Origin of the sequence: Micromonospora sp. WMMA1923 (assembly GCF_049179195.1) — a bacterium.
Taxonomy (GTDB): domain Bacteria; phylum Actinomycetota; class Actinomycetes; order Mycobacteriales; family Micromonosporaceae; genus Micromonospora; species Micromonospora yangpuensis.
This window is the reverse complement of record NZ_JBMHLZ010000001.1, coordinates 1,585,188-1,600,253: the sequence shown is the minus strand read 5'-3', so window position 1 is coordinate 1,600,253 and position 15,066 is coordinate 1,585,188. Positions and strand designations below refer to the sequence as shown.

Genomic DNA, 15,066 nt, shown 5'->3' with positions numbered 1-15,066 from the left:
GCGGGCCGGGGCGTTCAGGGCCAGGCGGTGGGCAGCATGGGGCTGGGCCAGTAGGGACGGTCCACCTCCCGCAGGGCGGCGGTACGCAGGGCGGCCAGTTGCCGCTCCACCTCGACGAAGTGGTCCGGCTGGAGAGGGCCCAGCGCCAGGGCGGCGGCGTTCTCCTCGACCTGGGCGACCGTCCGGCAGCCCGGGATCGGGATGGTCCGCCCGCTGCGGGCCCAGATCCAGCCCAACGCCCCCTGGGCCAGGGTGCGCCCGTCGGCGGTCAACGCGGCGCGGGCCGCCTCGACCCGGCGCAACCACTCCGGGGCCGGCCGGCCACTGCGGAACCACTCCAGCCAGCCCGAGGAGAGACCCCGTACGTCGTCTCGGGGCAGGGTCGAGGCCGGGGTGTACTTGCCGGTGAGCAACCCCATCCCCAGCGGCCCCCGGTTGATGCTGGCCAGGTCGTACTTGTCACAGACGGCGAGCAGGTCGGGGGCGTCGCGCAGCACCGAGAGGGCGTGCTGCACGGCGGCGGCGTGCGGGGCCTCCTGCCCGAAGACGGCCGCTCGGTCCGCCCGGTCGGTGCTCCAGCCGTACGCCCGGATCAGCCCGTCGGAGACCAGCTCCTCCAGCTCGCCGATCAGCGCCTGCGCCCGGGGCACCGGCAGATCCGCCAGATGCAACTGGTACAGGTCGATCCGGTCGGTGCCGAGGCGACGCAGCGATTCCCGTACCGCCCGGCGCAGGTACGCCGGCGTGGCGTCCCGGCCGGTGGCCTGCCGGGCCCGCTCGTCGAACGTGTGACCCCACTTGGTGGCGATCACCGCCTCGTCCCGCTGACGGCCGAGTGCCTGCCCGAGGAGCCGTTCACCGTGCCCCGCACCGTAGGTGTCGGCGGTGTCGAAGAGGGTCACCCCGAGCTCGAGCGCCCGACGGACCGCCCTGATCGACTCGGTGTCGTCCACCGCACCCCAGCCCAGCGGGGTGGTGCCCTCCGACCACGGGCCGGCGATCGCCCAACAGCCCATACCCAGGGCGCTGACCTCGATGCCGCTGCGGCCCAACGTGCGCGTCGACATGCCCACCGACGCATCCTGCCATCTTTCGGACACGAACTGACAGATGTCCATCACGACCATCCGTACGGGCCGCCCAGGTCCACGGATCACCGTCGGCCGCGCCGAATTCGGCTTCCGTACCGACGGATCCGGAAGGCCGGGCACGACGGGCAGGTCAGGGCCGGTGTGACCGCGACCGACGGATCGGGCCGAGTGTCACGCGCTGACCGCCGGGCCGTCACCGCACGGCATCAGGCGGCCCGTCCGGCGGTGGTGGCCGGGCGACGTCACCGTGGGCTGGCGTAGGCCAGAGCGAGGGCGGTCGGCTGGCCGTCCCAGGTGCCGGTGAGCACGGGGGCGTCCGCCGGCAGGGAACGGTCGGCACCCAACCGCCGGCACACGGTCAACTCGACCGCGTCGGTGACCACGACGGCCGGATCGGCGTCCACCACCCGCAGTACGGCACCCACCTGCGGTACGGCGGCGGGCCCGGCACCGACCACGGCGACGGTCATGCTCGGGGCGCGGTACTCCCGCCCGCCGTCGGACTCGAAGTACTCCGACGCCTGGCCGGTGCCGGCGAGCACCGCCGAGGCCAGCGCGGCGGCGTAGACGGGGTCACCGATGGCGTCGTACACCCAGCGTCGCCCGAGCACCGTGTGGTCGGCGACCCCGATCAGATGACCGTCGGCGCCCTCGATCGGCGCGTCCCGGTAGGTGAGCGGCACCTGGTGGACCGGCCCCTCCCCGGTGCGCACCAGCAGGGTCTCGATGCCCACCTGGCCGGCCGGGTCGTCGAACCGGTACGCGGCCACCCGGTCGACGGTCCGGCCGACCCGACCGTGGAACCACTCCCGACCGGGCAACCAGGCGGCCAGCAGCTCGAACTTGGTGGGACGCAGTTCAGCGCGGTGAAGCAGAGCCATGCCCAACGAGGGTAGGCGCTGTCCCCCCGTCGCGGGGGGCGGCCGGGTCAGGACGGCCAGGCGTCGGAGAGCAACGTACGGGTGTCGGTGAGCAACTGCGGGAGGACCTTCGTCCGGCCGATCACCGGCATGAAGTTGGCGTCCCCACCCCAGCGCGGTACGACGTGCTGGTGCAGGTGGGCGGCGATCCCGGCACCGGCCACCCCACCCTGGTTCATCCCCAGGTTGAAGCCGTGGGCGCTGCTGACCTGGCGGACCACCCGCATCGCGGTCTGGGTGTAGGTGCCCAGCTCGACGGTCTCCTCGGCGGTCAGGTCGGTGTAGTCGGCGACGTGCCGGTACGGGCAGACCAACAGGTGCCCCGGGTTGTACGGGTACAGGTTGAGCACCACGAAGACGTGCTCGCCCCTGGCCACGACCAGGCTTTCCGGCTCGGGGCGGCCCGGCGCGAGGCAGAACGGGCAACCGGTCGGCTTCTCGTACCCACCCTCGGGGCGGTCCGCCCCGGAGATGTAGGTCATCCGGTGTGGTGTCCAGAGCCGATCCAGCCCGTCGGCCATGCCGCTGTCCGTGTGCCGTTCCGCCCCTGTCACGCCCCCGATCCTACGTTCCGCCACCGGACCACCCCCGTGCCCCGTCCCACCGTCCCACCGTAAGGAAGGGCCCCTTGTTAACGCGGCTGCGTGAGAGGGGAACCCCTCTCTACCGAATGCGTTAACAGGGGGCCCTTCCTTACACCTCAGGCGGAGGGGCCGGTGTTGGTGCGGGTGCGGACCACGTCGAGGACGTGGGTGACCGCCTCGGCGATCGGTACGCCGTTGCGCTGGGAGCCGTCGCGGTAGCGGAAGGAGACCGCGCCGGCGGCCACGTCGTCGTCGCCGGCGATCACCATGAACGGGATCTTCTGCTGCTGGGCGGTGCGGATCTTCTTCTGCATCCGGTCGTCGCCGGTGTCGACCTGGGCCCGGATGCCCTCGGCGCGCAGCGCCGCGACGAAGCCGTCCAGGTGTTCGGTGTGCTCCTCGCGGATCGGGATGCCGACCACCTGCACCGGGGCCAGCCAGGCCGGGAACGCACCGGCGTAGTGCTCGGTGAGCACCCCGAAGAACCGCTCGATCGAGCCGAAGAGCGCCCGGTGGATCATCACCGGCCGCTGCCGGCTGCCGTCGGCGGCCTGGTACTCCAGGCCGAAGCGCTCCGGCAGGTTGAAGTCGACCTGGATGGTGGACATCTGCCAGGTCCGCCCGATGGCGTCCTTGACCTGCACGGAGATCTTCGGGCCGTAGAAGGCCGCACCCTCCGGGTCGGGCACCAGGGCCAGCCCGGACTCCTCGGCGGCCGAGCGCAGCGCCTCGGTGGCCCGCTCCCAGTTCTCGTCGGTGCCTACCGACTTCGCCAGGTTGCGGGTGGACAGCTCAAGGTAGAAGTCGTCCATGCCGTAGTCGCCCAGCAGTTCGAGGACGAAGGCGAGCAGCGACTTCAGCTCGCCGGCCATCTGCTCCTCGGTGCAGAAGATGTGCGCGTCGTCCTGGGTCATGCCCCGGACCCGGGTCAGGCCGTGCACCACGCCGGACTTCTCGTACCGGTAGACCGTGCCGAACTCGAACATCCGCAACGGCAGCTCCCGGTAGGACCGGCCCCGGGAGCGGAAGATCAGGTCGTGCATCGGGCAGTTCATCGGCTTGAGGTAGTAGTTCGCGCCGTCGACCTCCATCGGCGGGAACATGCCGTCGGCGTACCAGTCGAGGTGCCCGGAGACCTCGTACAGGTTGCCCTTGGTGATGTGCGGGGTGTTGACGAAGGCGTACCCGGCCTGCTCGTGCTTGATCCGGGAGTAGTTCTCCATCTCCCGGCGGATGATGCCGCCCTTGGGGTGGAAGACCGGCAGGCCGGAGCCCAGCTCGTCGGGGAAGCTGAACAGGTCCAGGTCCGCGCCGAGCTTGCGGTGGTCGCGCCGGGCGGCCTCCTCCAACAGCTTCAGGTACGCCTTCAGCGCGTCCCGGGTCGGCCAGGCGGTGCCGTAGACCCGCTGCAGCTGCGGGTTCTTCTCCGACCCGCGCCAGTACGCGGCGGCCGAGCGCATCAGCTTGAACGCCCCGATCAGTCGGGTGTTCGGCAGGTGCGGGCCCCGGCACAGGTCCGACCAGCAGACCTTCTCCTCGTTCGCGGCGAGGTTGTCGTAGATGGTCAGCTCGCCGCCGCCGACCTCCATCACCTCGGCGGTGTCCAGTCCCTCGCCCTTGACCTCGATCAACTCCAGCTTGAACGGCTCGGCGGCCAACTCGGCCCGCGCCTGGTCCAGGCTGTCGAAGCGGCGGCGGCGGAACCGCTGCCCGGACTTGACGATCTCCTGCATCCGCTTCTCGATCTTCGCCAGGTCGTCGGGCTGGAACGGCTTGTCCACGGCGAAGTCGTAGTAGAAGCCGTTCTCGATCGGTGGACCGATGCCGAGCTTCGCGTCGGCGAAGACGTCCTGCACCGCCTGGGCGAGCACGTGCGCGGTGGAGTGGCGCAGCACGTCCAACCCGTCCGGGGTGTCGATGGCGACCGGCTCGACGGTGGTCTCCTGGGCCGGGGCCCAGTCCAGGTCGCGTAGCTGGCCCTGCGGATCGCGGACCACCACGATCGCCTTCGGGCCGCTCGCGGGCAGCCCGGCAGCGGCCACCGCGTCGGCCGCCGTCGTCCCGGCGGCGACGACGACGGGGTCGGCCACTACGGGGGTACGGGGTGCGGACACGGTGACTCCTCCAGGGACAGGCGACGGTGGCAGCCGGTGATCGGCCGCTAGAGATGCTATCGGTCGCCGGTTCCGGCACCGCCGGGGCCGCCGTCGGAGTTACATTCGGTAACGTGACCACCACGGATGTGCGCGGCGTGTTGGAACGCCGGTACCGCTCCTACGCCGCCGGCCGCCCGGCTACCCCGTTCGCGATCACCTCCGACGGCGGGCCGGGGCACGTGATCGGGGCGGGCGAGCCGGCGTTCACCATCACCGTCGCCGACGCCCGGGGCGCGCGGGCGCTGGCCAGCCTGGACCAGTTCGGTGTCGCCGTGTCGTACCTGCGGGGGTGGCTGGACGTCGACGGCGACGTGGCCGCCGCGCTGCGGATGCGTGACTTCTTCACCGACCTGCACCCGCTGGCCTGGGCGGCCCGCTTCGCCCCGGCACTGCTGCGCCCCGGCCGACGGCAGGCCGCCGACGACCGGGACATCGCGCACCACTACGACGAGGATCCGGACTTCTTCCTGACGTTCCTCGACACCCGGCACCGCTGCTACACCGAGGGGGTCTTCGCCGCCGACGACGAGCCGTTGGAGGACGCGGTGACCCGCAAGTTGGACCTCGCCCTGACGGCGATCGGGGTCGGACCGGGTGACCACGTGCTGGAGGTCGGTGGTGGCTGGGGGGCGTTCGCCGAGCACGCCGCCCGCCGGGGGATCAACGTCACCACGCTGACCCTGTCGGTGGAGTCGGAACGGTTCCTCAACTCGTTGTTCGAGCGGGAGGGGCTGGAGGTCCGGGTGATCCGGGAGCACCTGCTGGGCCACACCCCGGACCGGCGCTACGACGCGGTGGTCAACATGGGGGTCACCGAGCACCTGCCCGACTACCGCCGCACCCTGCGCGCGTACGCCCGCGCGTTGCGCCCGGGTGGGCGGGTCTACTGCGACGCGCTGGCGATGCGCCGCAAGCACAGCGCGTCGACCTTCATGAAGCGCTACATCTACCCCGGCTCGTCCACCCCGCTGCTGCTGCACCAGTACCTGCGGCACGTGGCACGTTCCCCCTTCGAGCTGTTGAGCATCGCCGACGACCGGCACAACTACCACCTGACCTGCCGGGAGTGGGCCCGGCGGCTGGACGCCGCCCGCGACGAGATCGTCCAACGCTGGGGCGATCCGCTGTACCGCCGGTTCCGGCTGTTCCTCTGGGGCTCGGCCGCCGGCTTCGACACCGGCCTGGTCCAGGCCTACCGCTGGGTCCTCCACCTCCCCTGAAAGGAAGGGTCCCCTGTTAACGCTTCCGGTATAGCGGGGCACCCTTCTCACCGCGCCAGGGCGACTTGCCGCGCCGGGGCGACCCATCACGTCGGGGCAGCCCTCCCACCGGGCCAGCGCAACCCACCGGGCCAGCGTTGACCCACCGGGTCGGGGTGGCGATTGAACCTTTCGGGCCCGCCATCCGAACTACCTCGTGGGGCCGGAGTCGGTACGCCCCGCCTGGACACCGATGGGGAGGCCGAACACGATGACCCGTAGCGACAGCCAGCGGAGCCGGGCCGGGGCGCTGACCGCGTTGGCCGTCGCCGTGGTGGGGGTGCTGGGCTGGCCCGGCGCGGCCTGGGCGGCTGACGTCACGAGCACGCCCGGACAGGCCAGGCAGGGCGACCCGGTGAAGTTCGAGATCGTCGTCCCCGAGGAGCGCCCGGGAGCCCGGACCAGCAAGGTGGAGCTGCGCCTGCCGACGGCGTACCCGATCGGTGAGGCGTACCCGATGTCGGTCGACGGGTGGGCGCCGCAGATCACCACCCGGAAGCTGGACGAGCCGGTGGCGAGCATCCACGGCCCCCTGGTGGACACGGTCACCGCTGCGGTGACCTGGACCCGGGTCGGCTCGGCGACGACCGGGCCGAGCCGGTTCGCGGTCTCGATGGGGCCGCTGCCACAGGCCGAACGGATGACCTTCGAGGTGGTGCAGACCTACTCCGACAAGACGGTGGTGCGCTGGGCCGACCCGGCCGGCGGTGCGCACCCGGCACCGGTGCTGGCGCTGCTTCCGGCGGCACCCGGCGGCGGGGCCGATACCGGTGGTGGGGCCGACACCGGTGGCGGACACGGCGCCCATCCCACGCTGAGCACCCGCCTCGCCGAGCCGCACGAGTACGGCGGCTCGGCCCTCTACGAGCCGGAGGAGGGTGGCTGGTTGACCGCCGACCTGCTGCTCGGCGGCGGGCTGGTCGCCGGCCTGGGCGGCGGGGCCGCAGCCGGCTGGCTGGGCACCCGCTGGCTGCGGCGTAGAAGAGACACCACCGGCGAAGACGACCCGAAGAGCGGCGAGACGCAGGGCAACGACGAAGGCACCGCCGCGGGCAGCACGGCGGAGACCGCCTCGACCGACACGGCAACGACCCCAGCCGACCCGAAAGCAGCCCCGACCGACACGGCAACGACCCCAGCCGACACGGCGACGACCCCGGCCGACACGAAAGCGACCCCCGCCGAGACGAAAGCCACGCCGGCCGAGCCGGTAACCCCGGCCGACACGGTAACCCCAGCCGATGCGGAAGCCGCTCCCGCCAGCCCGGAGGCGACCCCCGCCGCCCCGGGAACAGCCCCCGCCGGCGAGGCGGCCGTCGCCCGGTGAGGCCTCAGGCCACCCAGGCCGGCAACGCCTCCCGGTGGGCCACCCACTCCGTGGGCACCCCGCCGGGGGTGCCCACCCCGGTGTACCCGGCCACCACTGCACCGACGATGGCGGCGGTGGTGTCGACGTCGCCGCCCGCCTCGACGCAGGAGCGGATCGCCGCCGGGTAGTCGTCCAGGAAGGTGGCGGCGACCCAGCAGGTGAAGGGGACGGTGTCCGGGGCGGTGACCCGGGCGCCGTTGCCGAGTACGGCGGCGGCCTCGGCGACCGGACGACCCAGCAGCGGTACGGCTCGGCGTACCCCGTGGTGGACCCGGGTGGTGGGGTCGAGCGCGGCGGCCACCGCGGCGAGCAGGCGGGCCGGCGTCGGGCGGTCGCCGTCCAGGCGGGCCCGGGCGGCGGCGACGGCGACCGCCACCGCGCCGGCGATCCCCTCCGGGTGGGCGTGGGTCACCTCGGCGCTGACCCGGGCCTGCGCGGCGGCCCGGCTTGTCGAGTCGGCGAAGTACGCGCCGAGCGGGCCGACCCGCATCGCCGCGCCGTTGCCCCACGAACCCTGCCCGTCGAAGGCGGCAGCGGCGGCCACCGGCCAGGGCGTGCCGGTACGGATCAGGCGCAGGACGGTCACCGCGCCCGGCCCGTACCCCCGGTACGGCTCACAGCGCTCGGCGAAGACCCGGGCCAGCCGGTCGGGGTCGATCCGGCCGCTCTCGGCCAACTCGGCCACCACCGAGCAGGCCATCTCGGTGTCGTCGGTCCACTGCCAGGGCGGCGGTGGCAGGTGCCCGGCGGCCAGCTCCCCCGGGTGGCGGCCCGGCACGAAGAACTGCGAGCCCAGGGCGTCACCGACCGACAGGCCGGCCAGGGCGTCCCGGGCCAGGCTCAGGCGGCTGTCGGCGAACAGGGTGAAAGTCATGTCCGGTTCAGCTTGCCCGCCCGGCGGGTGTGCCGCAACGCGGTCGACTTGCCACGGGAAGTACCGTCTTGACGTGGCCACCGTGCTCCTGGTCGAAGACGACCACGTCGTACGCGGCGCGATGCTGCGATCCCTCACCGACCGGGGACACGCCGTGCACGCCGTGGGTACGGCGCTGGACGCGCTGCGGCGGGTCGCCGCGGAAGCTCCCGACCTGGTCGTGCTCGACCTGGGCCTGCCCGACCTGGACGGCTCCGACGCCCTGCGGATGCTGCGCGGCATCACCGACGTACCGATCATCATCGCCACCGCCCGGGACGACGAGCAGTCGGTGGTCCGGTTGCTGCGGGCCGGTGCCGACGACTACATGGTCAAGCCGTTCACCGGCGCGCACCTGGATGCCCGGATCACCACGGTGCTGCGCCGGGCCGGGCGGGCCAGCCGGACCGTCGCCCCGGCCGTACACACCGTCGGCGGGCTCAAGGTCGACGTCGGTGAGCGCAGCGCGCAGCTGGACGGGGCGTCGCTGGCGCTCACCCGCAAGGAATTCGACCTGTTGGCCTATCTCGCCGCCCGGCCCGGCCGGGTGGTGTCCCGGCGCGAACTCTTGGAGGAGGTATGGCGCCAGCCGTCGGTAGGCGAGGACCAGACCATCGACGTTCACCTGTACTGGCTCCGCCGCAAAATGGGCGAGTCCGCGGCGAAGCCGCGATACCTGCGCACCGTGCGGGGGGTCGGCTTCCGGTTGGTGGCACCGGACTGAGGGCCGCGCTGGCCCTGCTCACGGCCGGCATGTGCACGCTCATCGCACTGGCCTCCCTGGTGCCGCTCGGGCTCAACCTGCGCGAGCAGGCGCGCGAGGACGCCATCGCCGACGCCGCCCGACGCAGCGCGCTGGTCACCGGCGCGTTGGCGGTGAGCACCGACGCGGCGGTGGTCGACCGGGCCGTCGCGGCCACCGGCGGCGACCCGGCCACCCGGCCTGTCGTACACGGGTTGGCTGCCGAACCGGCCGGTGCGCGGGCGGCTGCGGCGGACCTGGAGCGGGCCGTGGCCGACCGGCGTTCGTTGGTGGCGCAGGTCGAGGGTGGCGTGGTGCGGCTCGATCCGGTGGTGCGCGGCGACACCGTCGCGGTGGTCGAGGTCTTCGTGCCCGACGCGGCCCTGACCGACGGGGTGACCGACGTCTGGTGGCTGCTGGCCGCGGTGGCCGCCGCGCTGGTGGCCGCCGCGGTCATCGTGGTGGACCGGGTCGCCGCCCGCGCGGTCGACTCGGCCCGGGGGCTGGTCAAGGCGGCGCTCGCGGTGGGTGACGGCGACCTCGGGGTACGCATCGAGCCCAGCGGCCCCCGGGAGCTGGCCGAGGCCGGGTACGCGTTCAACCGGATGGCCGACCGGCTGGTGGTCTCCCGCACCGACGAGCGGGAACTGGTGGCGGACCTGTCGCACCGGCTGCGTACCCCGCTGACCGTGCTGCGGCTGGACGCCGAGGCGCTGGAGTCCGACGACACCAGCGTCGGCGCGTTCAGCGAGGCGGAGCTGGACCGCCGCCGGGGCATCCGCCGGATCCGGCAGGCCATCGTCACCCTGGAAGGCGAGATCGACGAGCTGATCAAGACCACCCGCAAGACGGTCGCCCAGGAGACCGCACCGGCGATGTGTGACGTCAGCGAGGTGGTGCGGGACCGGATGGTGTTCTGGGCGGCACTCGCCGGCGACCAGCACCGGCCGCACCGGGTCAGCGGGGCGCAGCTGCGGATCCCGGCGCCGGTCGCCCGCGCCGAACTCGCCGCCGCCCTGGACGCGGTGATCGGCAACGTCTTCCGCTACACCCCGCAGGGTACGGCGTTCGAGGTGGCCGTCTCCCGCCGCGACGGGTACGTGGCGATCCGGATCGACGACGCCGGCCCCGGGATCGGCGACCCGGACCGGGCGCTGCGCCGGGGGGCCAGCGACCAGGGCTCCACCGGCCTGGGGCTGGACATCGCCAAGCGGGTGGCGTTGCAGGCCAACGGTTCGGTGAGCATCGACCGGGCCCGGCTCGGCGGGGCCAGCGTGGTGATGCTGCTTACCGATCCGGAGGCGACCCCCCGGCAGGTCAACCGGTTCGGCCTGGTCGGCCGGATGACGCGGGAGGCCCGGGAGCAGAAGTCCGCCGGCCGCCGCTGGCCCCGGCAGCGCCCGTCCGGACGCTGAGGACCACCGCTCGTGGTGCGGTGCGGCGAGCGCTCGTTGTGCGGTAACGCAAGTCTTTCTTAGATCCGGCTTAACCGGCGTCCGCCGGCCCGGTCTCGGTGACAGGATCTTCGAGAACCCATCAGTTCCACCGGCCAACGGCCTGTCACCCACCGGCCGGTGCAGCCGTGCGCGCGGCGGGAGCGCGGTCCCCCACACCTGCTCCCGTCGCGCGCGCCAGCAACACTCCGGCTCGCGCGGGCAACGCCCGCGACAGGTTTCACGGCTGGGTGCCCACCACCGGTCCGGCTCAGCCGGCAGCGGTGGCCAGGTAGCCGGCGATCTCGGTGCGCAGCCGCTGCTGCTCGGCCGGGGCGAGGAACGAGGCGTTCACCGCCTCCTCGGCCAGCGCGGCCACCCCTTGCGGGCCGAGGTCGAGCAGGCGGGCAGCCACCGCGTACTCGTCGTTGAGCGTGGTGCCGAACATCGGTGGGTCGTCGGAGTTGATGGTGACCGGAACACCGGCCTCGACCAGTCGGGACAGCGGGTGCTCGGCGAGGTCGGCCACCGCCCGGGTCCGGACGTTGGAGGTGGGGCAGACCTCCAGCACGATCCGCCGCTCGGCGAGGTGCCGCATCAGCTCGGGGTCGGCGGCGGCGGAGATGCCGTGCCCGATCCGCTCGGCGCCCAGATGACGCAGCGCGTCCCAGATCGTCTCCGGCCCGGTGGTCTCCCCCGCGTGCGGCACGCTGTGCAGCCCGGCCGCCCTGGCCTGGTCGAAGTACGGCTTGAACTGCGGCCGGGGCACCCCGATCTCCGGACCGCCCAGACCGAAGCTGACCAACCCGTCCGGCCGCTCGTCCAGGGCGATCCGCAGGGTCTCCTCGGCGGCCGGCAGCCCGGCCTCGCCGGGGATGTCGAAGCACCAGCGCAGCACGATCCCGAAGTCGGCCTCGGCGCTCTTGCGGGCATCCTCGATGGCCTCGCAGAACGCCGGGGCGGGGATGCCCCGCCGCACGTGGGAGTAGGGCGTGACGGTCAACTCGGCGTAGCGGACCTGCTGCCGGGCCAGTTCGCGGGCCACCTCGTGGGTGAGCAGCCAGACGTCCTGCTGGTCGCGGATCAGGTCCACCACACTCAGGTAGACCTTGATGAAGTGGGCGAAGTCGCGGAAGGCGAAGTAGTCGACGAGCGCGTCCGGATCGGCCGGCACCGGGCTGCGGCCCTCGTGCCGGGCGGCCAACTCGGCCACGATCCGCGGGGACGCGGAGCCGACGTGGTGCACGTGCAGCTCCGCCTTGGGCAGTCCGGCGATGAAGGTGGTCAGGTCGGTCACGGGACGCTCCTCTCTGCGGTGCAGCAGCCTACCCGCCGGGTCCCGGACGGGGCGTCCCGTCGACCTCCGGACCGGCTCGTGGTGCGCGGACCACGAGCGCATCACTAGGCTCTGTTGAATGGAACAACGAAACCTCACGCGACTCGGTAGGTCCGTCTCGGTGGTCGGCCTCGGGGCCTGGCAGCTCGGTGCCGACTGGGGGCAGGTAAGCGACGACACCGCGTCGGCCGTGCTGGGTGCCGCGGTGGACGCCGGGGTCACCTTCCTGGACACCGCCGACGTCTACGGTGACGGGCGCAGCGAGCAGCTGATCGGTCGGTTCCTGCGCGAACGTGGCGACGCGGGGTTGACCGTGGCCACCAAGATGGGCCGCCGGGTGCCGCAGACACCCGAGGCGTACACCCTGGAGAACTTCCGGGCCTGGACCGACCGGTCCCGGGCCAACCTCGGCGTGGACCGGCTCGACCTGGTCCAGCTGCACTGCCCGCCGACCGCGGTCTTCGCCGACGACGCGGTCTTCGACGCGTTGGACACCCTGGTGGCCGAGGAGCGCCTCGCCGGGTACGGGGTAAGCGTCGAGACCTGCGACCAGGCGCTCACCGCCATCGCCCGGCCCGGGGTGGCCAGCGTGCAGATCATCCTCAACGCGGTACGCCTCAAGCCGCTGGAGCGCGTGCTGCCGGCCGCGGCGGCGGCCGGTGTCGGCATCATCGCCCGGGTGCCGCTGGCCAGTGGTCTGCTCTCCGGCCGGTACGACGAGCAGACCACCTTCCCCGCCGACGACCACCGCACCTTCAACCGGCACGGCGAGGCCTTCGACGTCGGCGAGACCTTCTCCGGCGTCGACTTCGACCGGGGGCTGGCCGTGGTGCGTCGACTGGTACCGCTGCTCGGCCCGGACCGGACGATGGCGCAGTTCGCCCTGCGCTGGATCATCGACCAGCCCGGCGTCACTGTGGTCATTCCCGGCGCCCGGGACGCCGACCAGGCCCGGCTCAACGCCGCCGCGGCGAAGCTGGCGCCGCTGTCCGAGGCGGAACTCGCGGCGGTCCGGGACACCTACGACGAGTTGGTCCGGCCGCAGGTGCACGACCGGTGGTGAACACCTCCGGCGTGGTGCCCCCCGGCGACGGCGGGCCGGGGCAGGCTGACCGGGACGGCGCGGTGGCCGCCACCGCCGGGAGGGAGGATCGGATGAGGGGCTGGCTCCCGCTGACGCTCGGGTTGCTGGTGGTGGTCGTCGGCGCGTTGTGGACGGTGCAGGGCCTCGGCTACGTCGGCGGCAGCATCATGAGCGACCAACTGATCTGGGCGGTGATCGGCCCGGTCCTGACGGTGGTCGGTCTGGTCGTGCTCCGGTGGGCGATGCGTGCCCGGCGCCGCCCCTGAGGCCACCGGCCCGGCCACCCGCCGGCCCGACAGCGGCCCGGCACGGCAGCGGCAGCGGCAGCGGCCCGGTATGGCAGCAGCACGGCACGGCACGTGGAAAGCCCCGCCTCCCGGTCGGGATGCGGGGCTTCGACGTGACCCGGCAGGCCGGATCGGTTCGGCGGCCGGCGGATGTCGGCCGGCGTCGCTCAGATCGGCCGGACCTGCTCAGCCTGCGGGCCCTTCTGACCCTGCGCGATCTCGAACTCCACCCGCTGGTTCTCCTCCAGCGACCGGTAGCCGCTGGACTGGATGGCCGAGAAGTGGACGAAGACGTCAGCACCCCCGCCGTCGACGGTGATGAAGCCGAAGCCCTTGTCTGCGTTGAACCACTTCACGGTTCCCTGCGCCATGTGTATCTCCTTCTAAAACTGGCGGCCGAGCACGCCGTGCGGCCGATTGGCCGTTTTCGAGCAGCGGTGCTCCGAGGCGGCTCCAGGTAAGGAGACCTCTCTCGATCCACGCCACTGTCAACGGCGTGGATCAGCAAACCACGTGCGCAAAAACTCCGCACAGCCTAACCGATGAAAGTCTCCGACATGTGACCTGACGGAGGCCTGAACGGCCAGGCATCGGGCGCGAGAAGACCCCCTCCACCGAAGTCCGGGAAGGGGGTCCACGCCGTCTGCCGGTCAGTCCGGCCAGTGCCCGGTCAGCCGGCGTACGCCCACCGCGCCGCCGCGGTCGACGGCCGCCCGGACCAGCGAGAAGATGGCCCCCTGCAGGGCCGCCGCCGCCAGCACCTCACCCCAGCCACGGTCCTCGTCGGTGGCGTTCGGGGCGTCGCCGTCACCGGCGGTCAGCTTCCACACCTGCCGGAAGACCGCGCCGGCCACCGCACCGGCGGCCAACCCGAGCACCACCCCGACGGGCTTGTAGACGGTCTTGTTGATGCCCTTGCTCACCTGCGCCTCCCCCGGACGATCAACAGCACGATCACGGTCGCCACCGCACCGGCCGCGACCGCCGCCCACGGTACGGGATTGCGCCGGACCAGTTCACCCTTCTCCTGCGCCTGGAACCGCGCCACCTCGGCGGTCTGCGCCGCCTGCCCGCGGACCCGGGCGACGGTCTGCGCGGCCTGCTCGCGTACCCGTTCCTTGGCCTGGTCGGCGGAGTCCTTCAACCGCGCCTTGACGTCGGCCTTGGCGGCCAGCGCCTCCATCGTCTCGCCGAGCTCCATCCGGGTACGGCGGATCTCCGCCCGCAGCGCCTCGGCATCGCCGGTCCCGTTGCCGTTGCCGTTGCCCGTCATCGGTGTCCCCTGTCCCTGACCGCGGCGGTGACCGTGTCGACGTCCGCCCGGACGCTGTGCACCGCCGCCGCCGGCACCGGCGGGACCGCCTGGCTGACCTGCTTCTTGCCGGCCAGGGCGAGGATTCCGGCCACCACGAAGAGCACCACCGCGACGATCAGCGCGGCCAGCCACGGGGTAATCCAGGTGGCCAGCAGCAGCACCACGGCGGCGATCAACGCACCGAGCCCGTACAGCGCCAGCGCCCCACCGCCGCCGAAGAGCCCCACCCCGATGCCCGCGTGCTTGCCCTTCTCGGTCAACTCCGCCCGCGCCAGCGTCAGCTCGTCCCGGATCAGGCGGGAGACCTGCTCGGTGGCCCGCTGCACCAGCTCGGCGGTGGACGGCTCGACCTCTCCCCGGGGCGTTCGGGAATTCGCCACGTCAGCCATGCTGCCCTCCTTTCGTCATCACCGCGCTGTATGCCCGGAGTCGTCGCCCGTCAATCCTGCCCGGCGGGACCGTTCCGGGACGCCGAACCGCCGGTGCCCGCGGGAGCACCGGCAGCACCTCCCCGCCAGCGACCGGACCAAACCCGGCGACCGGCGCAGACCACCCGGAAGGGGTCGCCCCGGTCGGC

16 protein-coding genes are annotated in these 15,066 nt (G+C 72.8%); 6 read left to right on the top strand and 10 right to left on the bottom strand.

Annotated features, from left to right (window positions below; all coding sequences use genetic code 11):
- Window positions 1–14 precede the first annotated feature (14 nt).
- The 4 genes from ACN28G_RS07230 to thrS form a co-directional block, all read right to left on the bottom strand.
- On the bottom strand, window positions 15–1,067 hold the full coding sequence (locus tag ACN28G_RS07230) for an aldo/keto reductase (protein WP_421480877.1): 1,053 nt from the start codon (window positions 1,065–1,067) through the stop codon (window positions 15–17).
- A gap of 266 nt (window positions 1,068–1,333) precedes the next feature.
- Window positions 1,334–1,972, bottom strand: a complete 639-nt coding sequence (locus ACN28G_RS07225) for a CG0192-related protein (protein WP_421478745.1) — start codon at window positions 1,970–1,972, stop codon at window positions 1,334–1,336.
- 47 nt (window positions 1,973–2,019) lie between these two features.
- On the bottom strand, window positions 2,020–2,532 hold the full coding sequence (locus ACN28G_RS07220; RefSeq protein ID WP_421480876.1) for an HIT family protein: 513 nt from the start codon (window positions 2,530–2,532) through the stop codon (window positions 2,020–2,022).
- Between the two features lie 179 nt (window positions 2,533–2,711).
- A complete protein-coding gene (gene thrS, locus ACN28G_RS07215; RefSeq protein ID WP_421478744.1) occupies window positions 2,712–4,709 on the bottom strand; it encodes a threonine--tRNA ligase in 1,998 nt (665 codons plus the stop codon).
- A gap of 113 nt (window positions 4,710–4,822) precedes the next feature.
- Here thrS and ACN28G_RS07210 point away from each other — a divergent pair, with 113 nt between their 5' ends.
- Together ACN28G_RS07210 and ACN28G_RS07205 are read left to right on the top strand one after the other, a co-directional pair.
- Entirely contained in the window at window positions 4,823–5,971 is a 1,149-nt protein-coding gene (locus tag ACN28G_RS07210) for a class I SAM-dependent methyltransferase (protein ID WP_229688304.1), read from the top strand.
- 250 nt (window positions 5,972–6,221) lie between these two features.
- A complete protein-coding gene (locus tag ACN28G_RS07205; protein ID WP_421478743.1) occupies window positions 6,222–7,337 on the top strand; it encodes a DUF1775 domain-containing protein in 1,116 nt (371 codons plus the stop codon).
- A gap of 4 nt (window positions 7,338–7,341) precedes the next feature.
- On the opposite strand, the gene ACN28G_RS07200 is transcribed toward ACN28G_RS07205, so the two are convergent.
- On the bottom strand, window positions 7,342–8,253 hold the full coding sequence (locus tag ACN28G_RS07200; RefSeq protein ID WP_421478742.1) for an ADP-ribosylglycohydrolase family protein: 912 nt from the start codon (window positions 8,251–8,253) through the stop codon (window positions 7,342–7,344).
- A gap of 73 nt (window positions 8,254–8,326) precedes the next feature.
- Between ACN28G_RS07200 and ACN28G_RS07195 the strand changes: the two genes are divergently transcribed.
- Both ACN28G_RS07195 and ACN28G_RS07190 read left to right on the top strand, forming a co-directional pair.
- Complete coding sequence (locus tag ACN28G_RS07195) at window positions 8,327–9,016, top strand: response regulator transcription factor (protein ID WP_091436450.1); 690 nt, start codon at window positions 8,327–8,329, stop codon at window positions 9,014–9,016.
- A 29-nt stretch (window positions 9,017–9,045) separates the two neighbouring features.
- Complete coding sequence (locus ACN28G_RS07190) at window positions 9,046–10,449, top strand: HAMP domain-containing sensor histidine kinase (protein ID WP_421478741.1); 1,404 nt, start codon at window positions 9,046–9,048, stop codon at window positions 10,447–10,449.
- A gap of 289 nt (window positions 10,450–10,738) precedes the next feature.
- Here ACN28G_RS07190 and ACN28G_RS07185 read toward each other — a convergent pair whose 3' ends face one another.
- Window positions 10,739–11,764, bottom strand: a complete 1,026-nt coding sequence (locus ACN28G_RS07185; protein WP_421478740.1) for an adenosine deaminase — start codon at window positions 11,762–11,764, stop codon at window positions 10,739–10,741.
- A gap of 118 nt (window positions 11,765–11,882) precedes the next feature.
- Here ACN28G_RS07185 and ACN28G_RS07180 point away from each other — a divergent pair, with 118 nt between their 5' ends.
- Entirely contained in the window at window positions 11,883–12,866 is a 984-nt protein-coding gene (locus tag ACN28G_RS07180; protein WP_421478739.1) for an aldo/keto reductase, read from the top strand.
- Between the two features lie 92 nt (window positions 12,867–12,958).
- Window positions 12,959–13,153, top strand: coding sequence for a hypothetical protein (locus ACN28G_RS07175; RefSeq protein WP_421480875.1), 195 nt, complete (start codon window positions 12,959–12,961; stop codon window positions 13,151–13,153).
- A gap of 188 nt (window positions 13,154–13,341) precedes the next feature.
- On the opposite strand, the gene ACN28G_RS07170 is transcribed toward ACN28G_RS07175, so the two are convergent.
- The 4 genes from ACN28G_RS07170 to ACN28G_RS07155 form a co-directional block, all read right to left on the bottom strand.
- A complete protein-coding gene (locus ACN28G_RS07170; protein WP_088962828.1) occupies window positions 13,342–13,545 on the bottom strand; it encodes a cold-shock protein in 204 nt (67 codons plus the stop codon).
- A gap of 279 nt (window positions 13,546–13,824) precedes the next feature.
- Window positions 13,825–14,097, bottom strand: a complete 273-nt coding sequence (locus ACN28G_RS07165) for a DUF4235 domain-containing protein (protein ID WP_091436439.1) — start codon at window positions 14,095–14,097, stop codon at window positions 13,825–13,827.
- On the bottom strand, window positions 14,094–14,447 hold the full coding sequence (locus tag ACN28G_RS07160; RefSeq protein ID WP_091436437.1) for a DUF3618 domain-containing protein: 354 nt from the start codon (window positions 14,445–14,447) through the stop codon (window positions 14,094–14,096). Before ACN28G_RS07160 ends, ACN28G_RS07165 begins: the two co-directional genes overlap by 4 nt.
- Window positions 14,444–14,878 carry a phage holin family protein gene (locus tag ACN28G_RS07155; RefSeq protein WP_091436434.1) on the bottom strand — a complete coding sequence of 145 codons (435 nt, stop codon included), beginning with the start codon at window positions 14,876–14,878 and terminating at the stop codon, window positions 14,444–14,446. The genes ACN28G_RS07160 and ACN28G_RS07155 overlap by 4 nt, the downstream gene beginning before the upstream one ends.
- Between the last annotated feature and the right edge of the window lie 188 nt (window positions 14,879–15,066).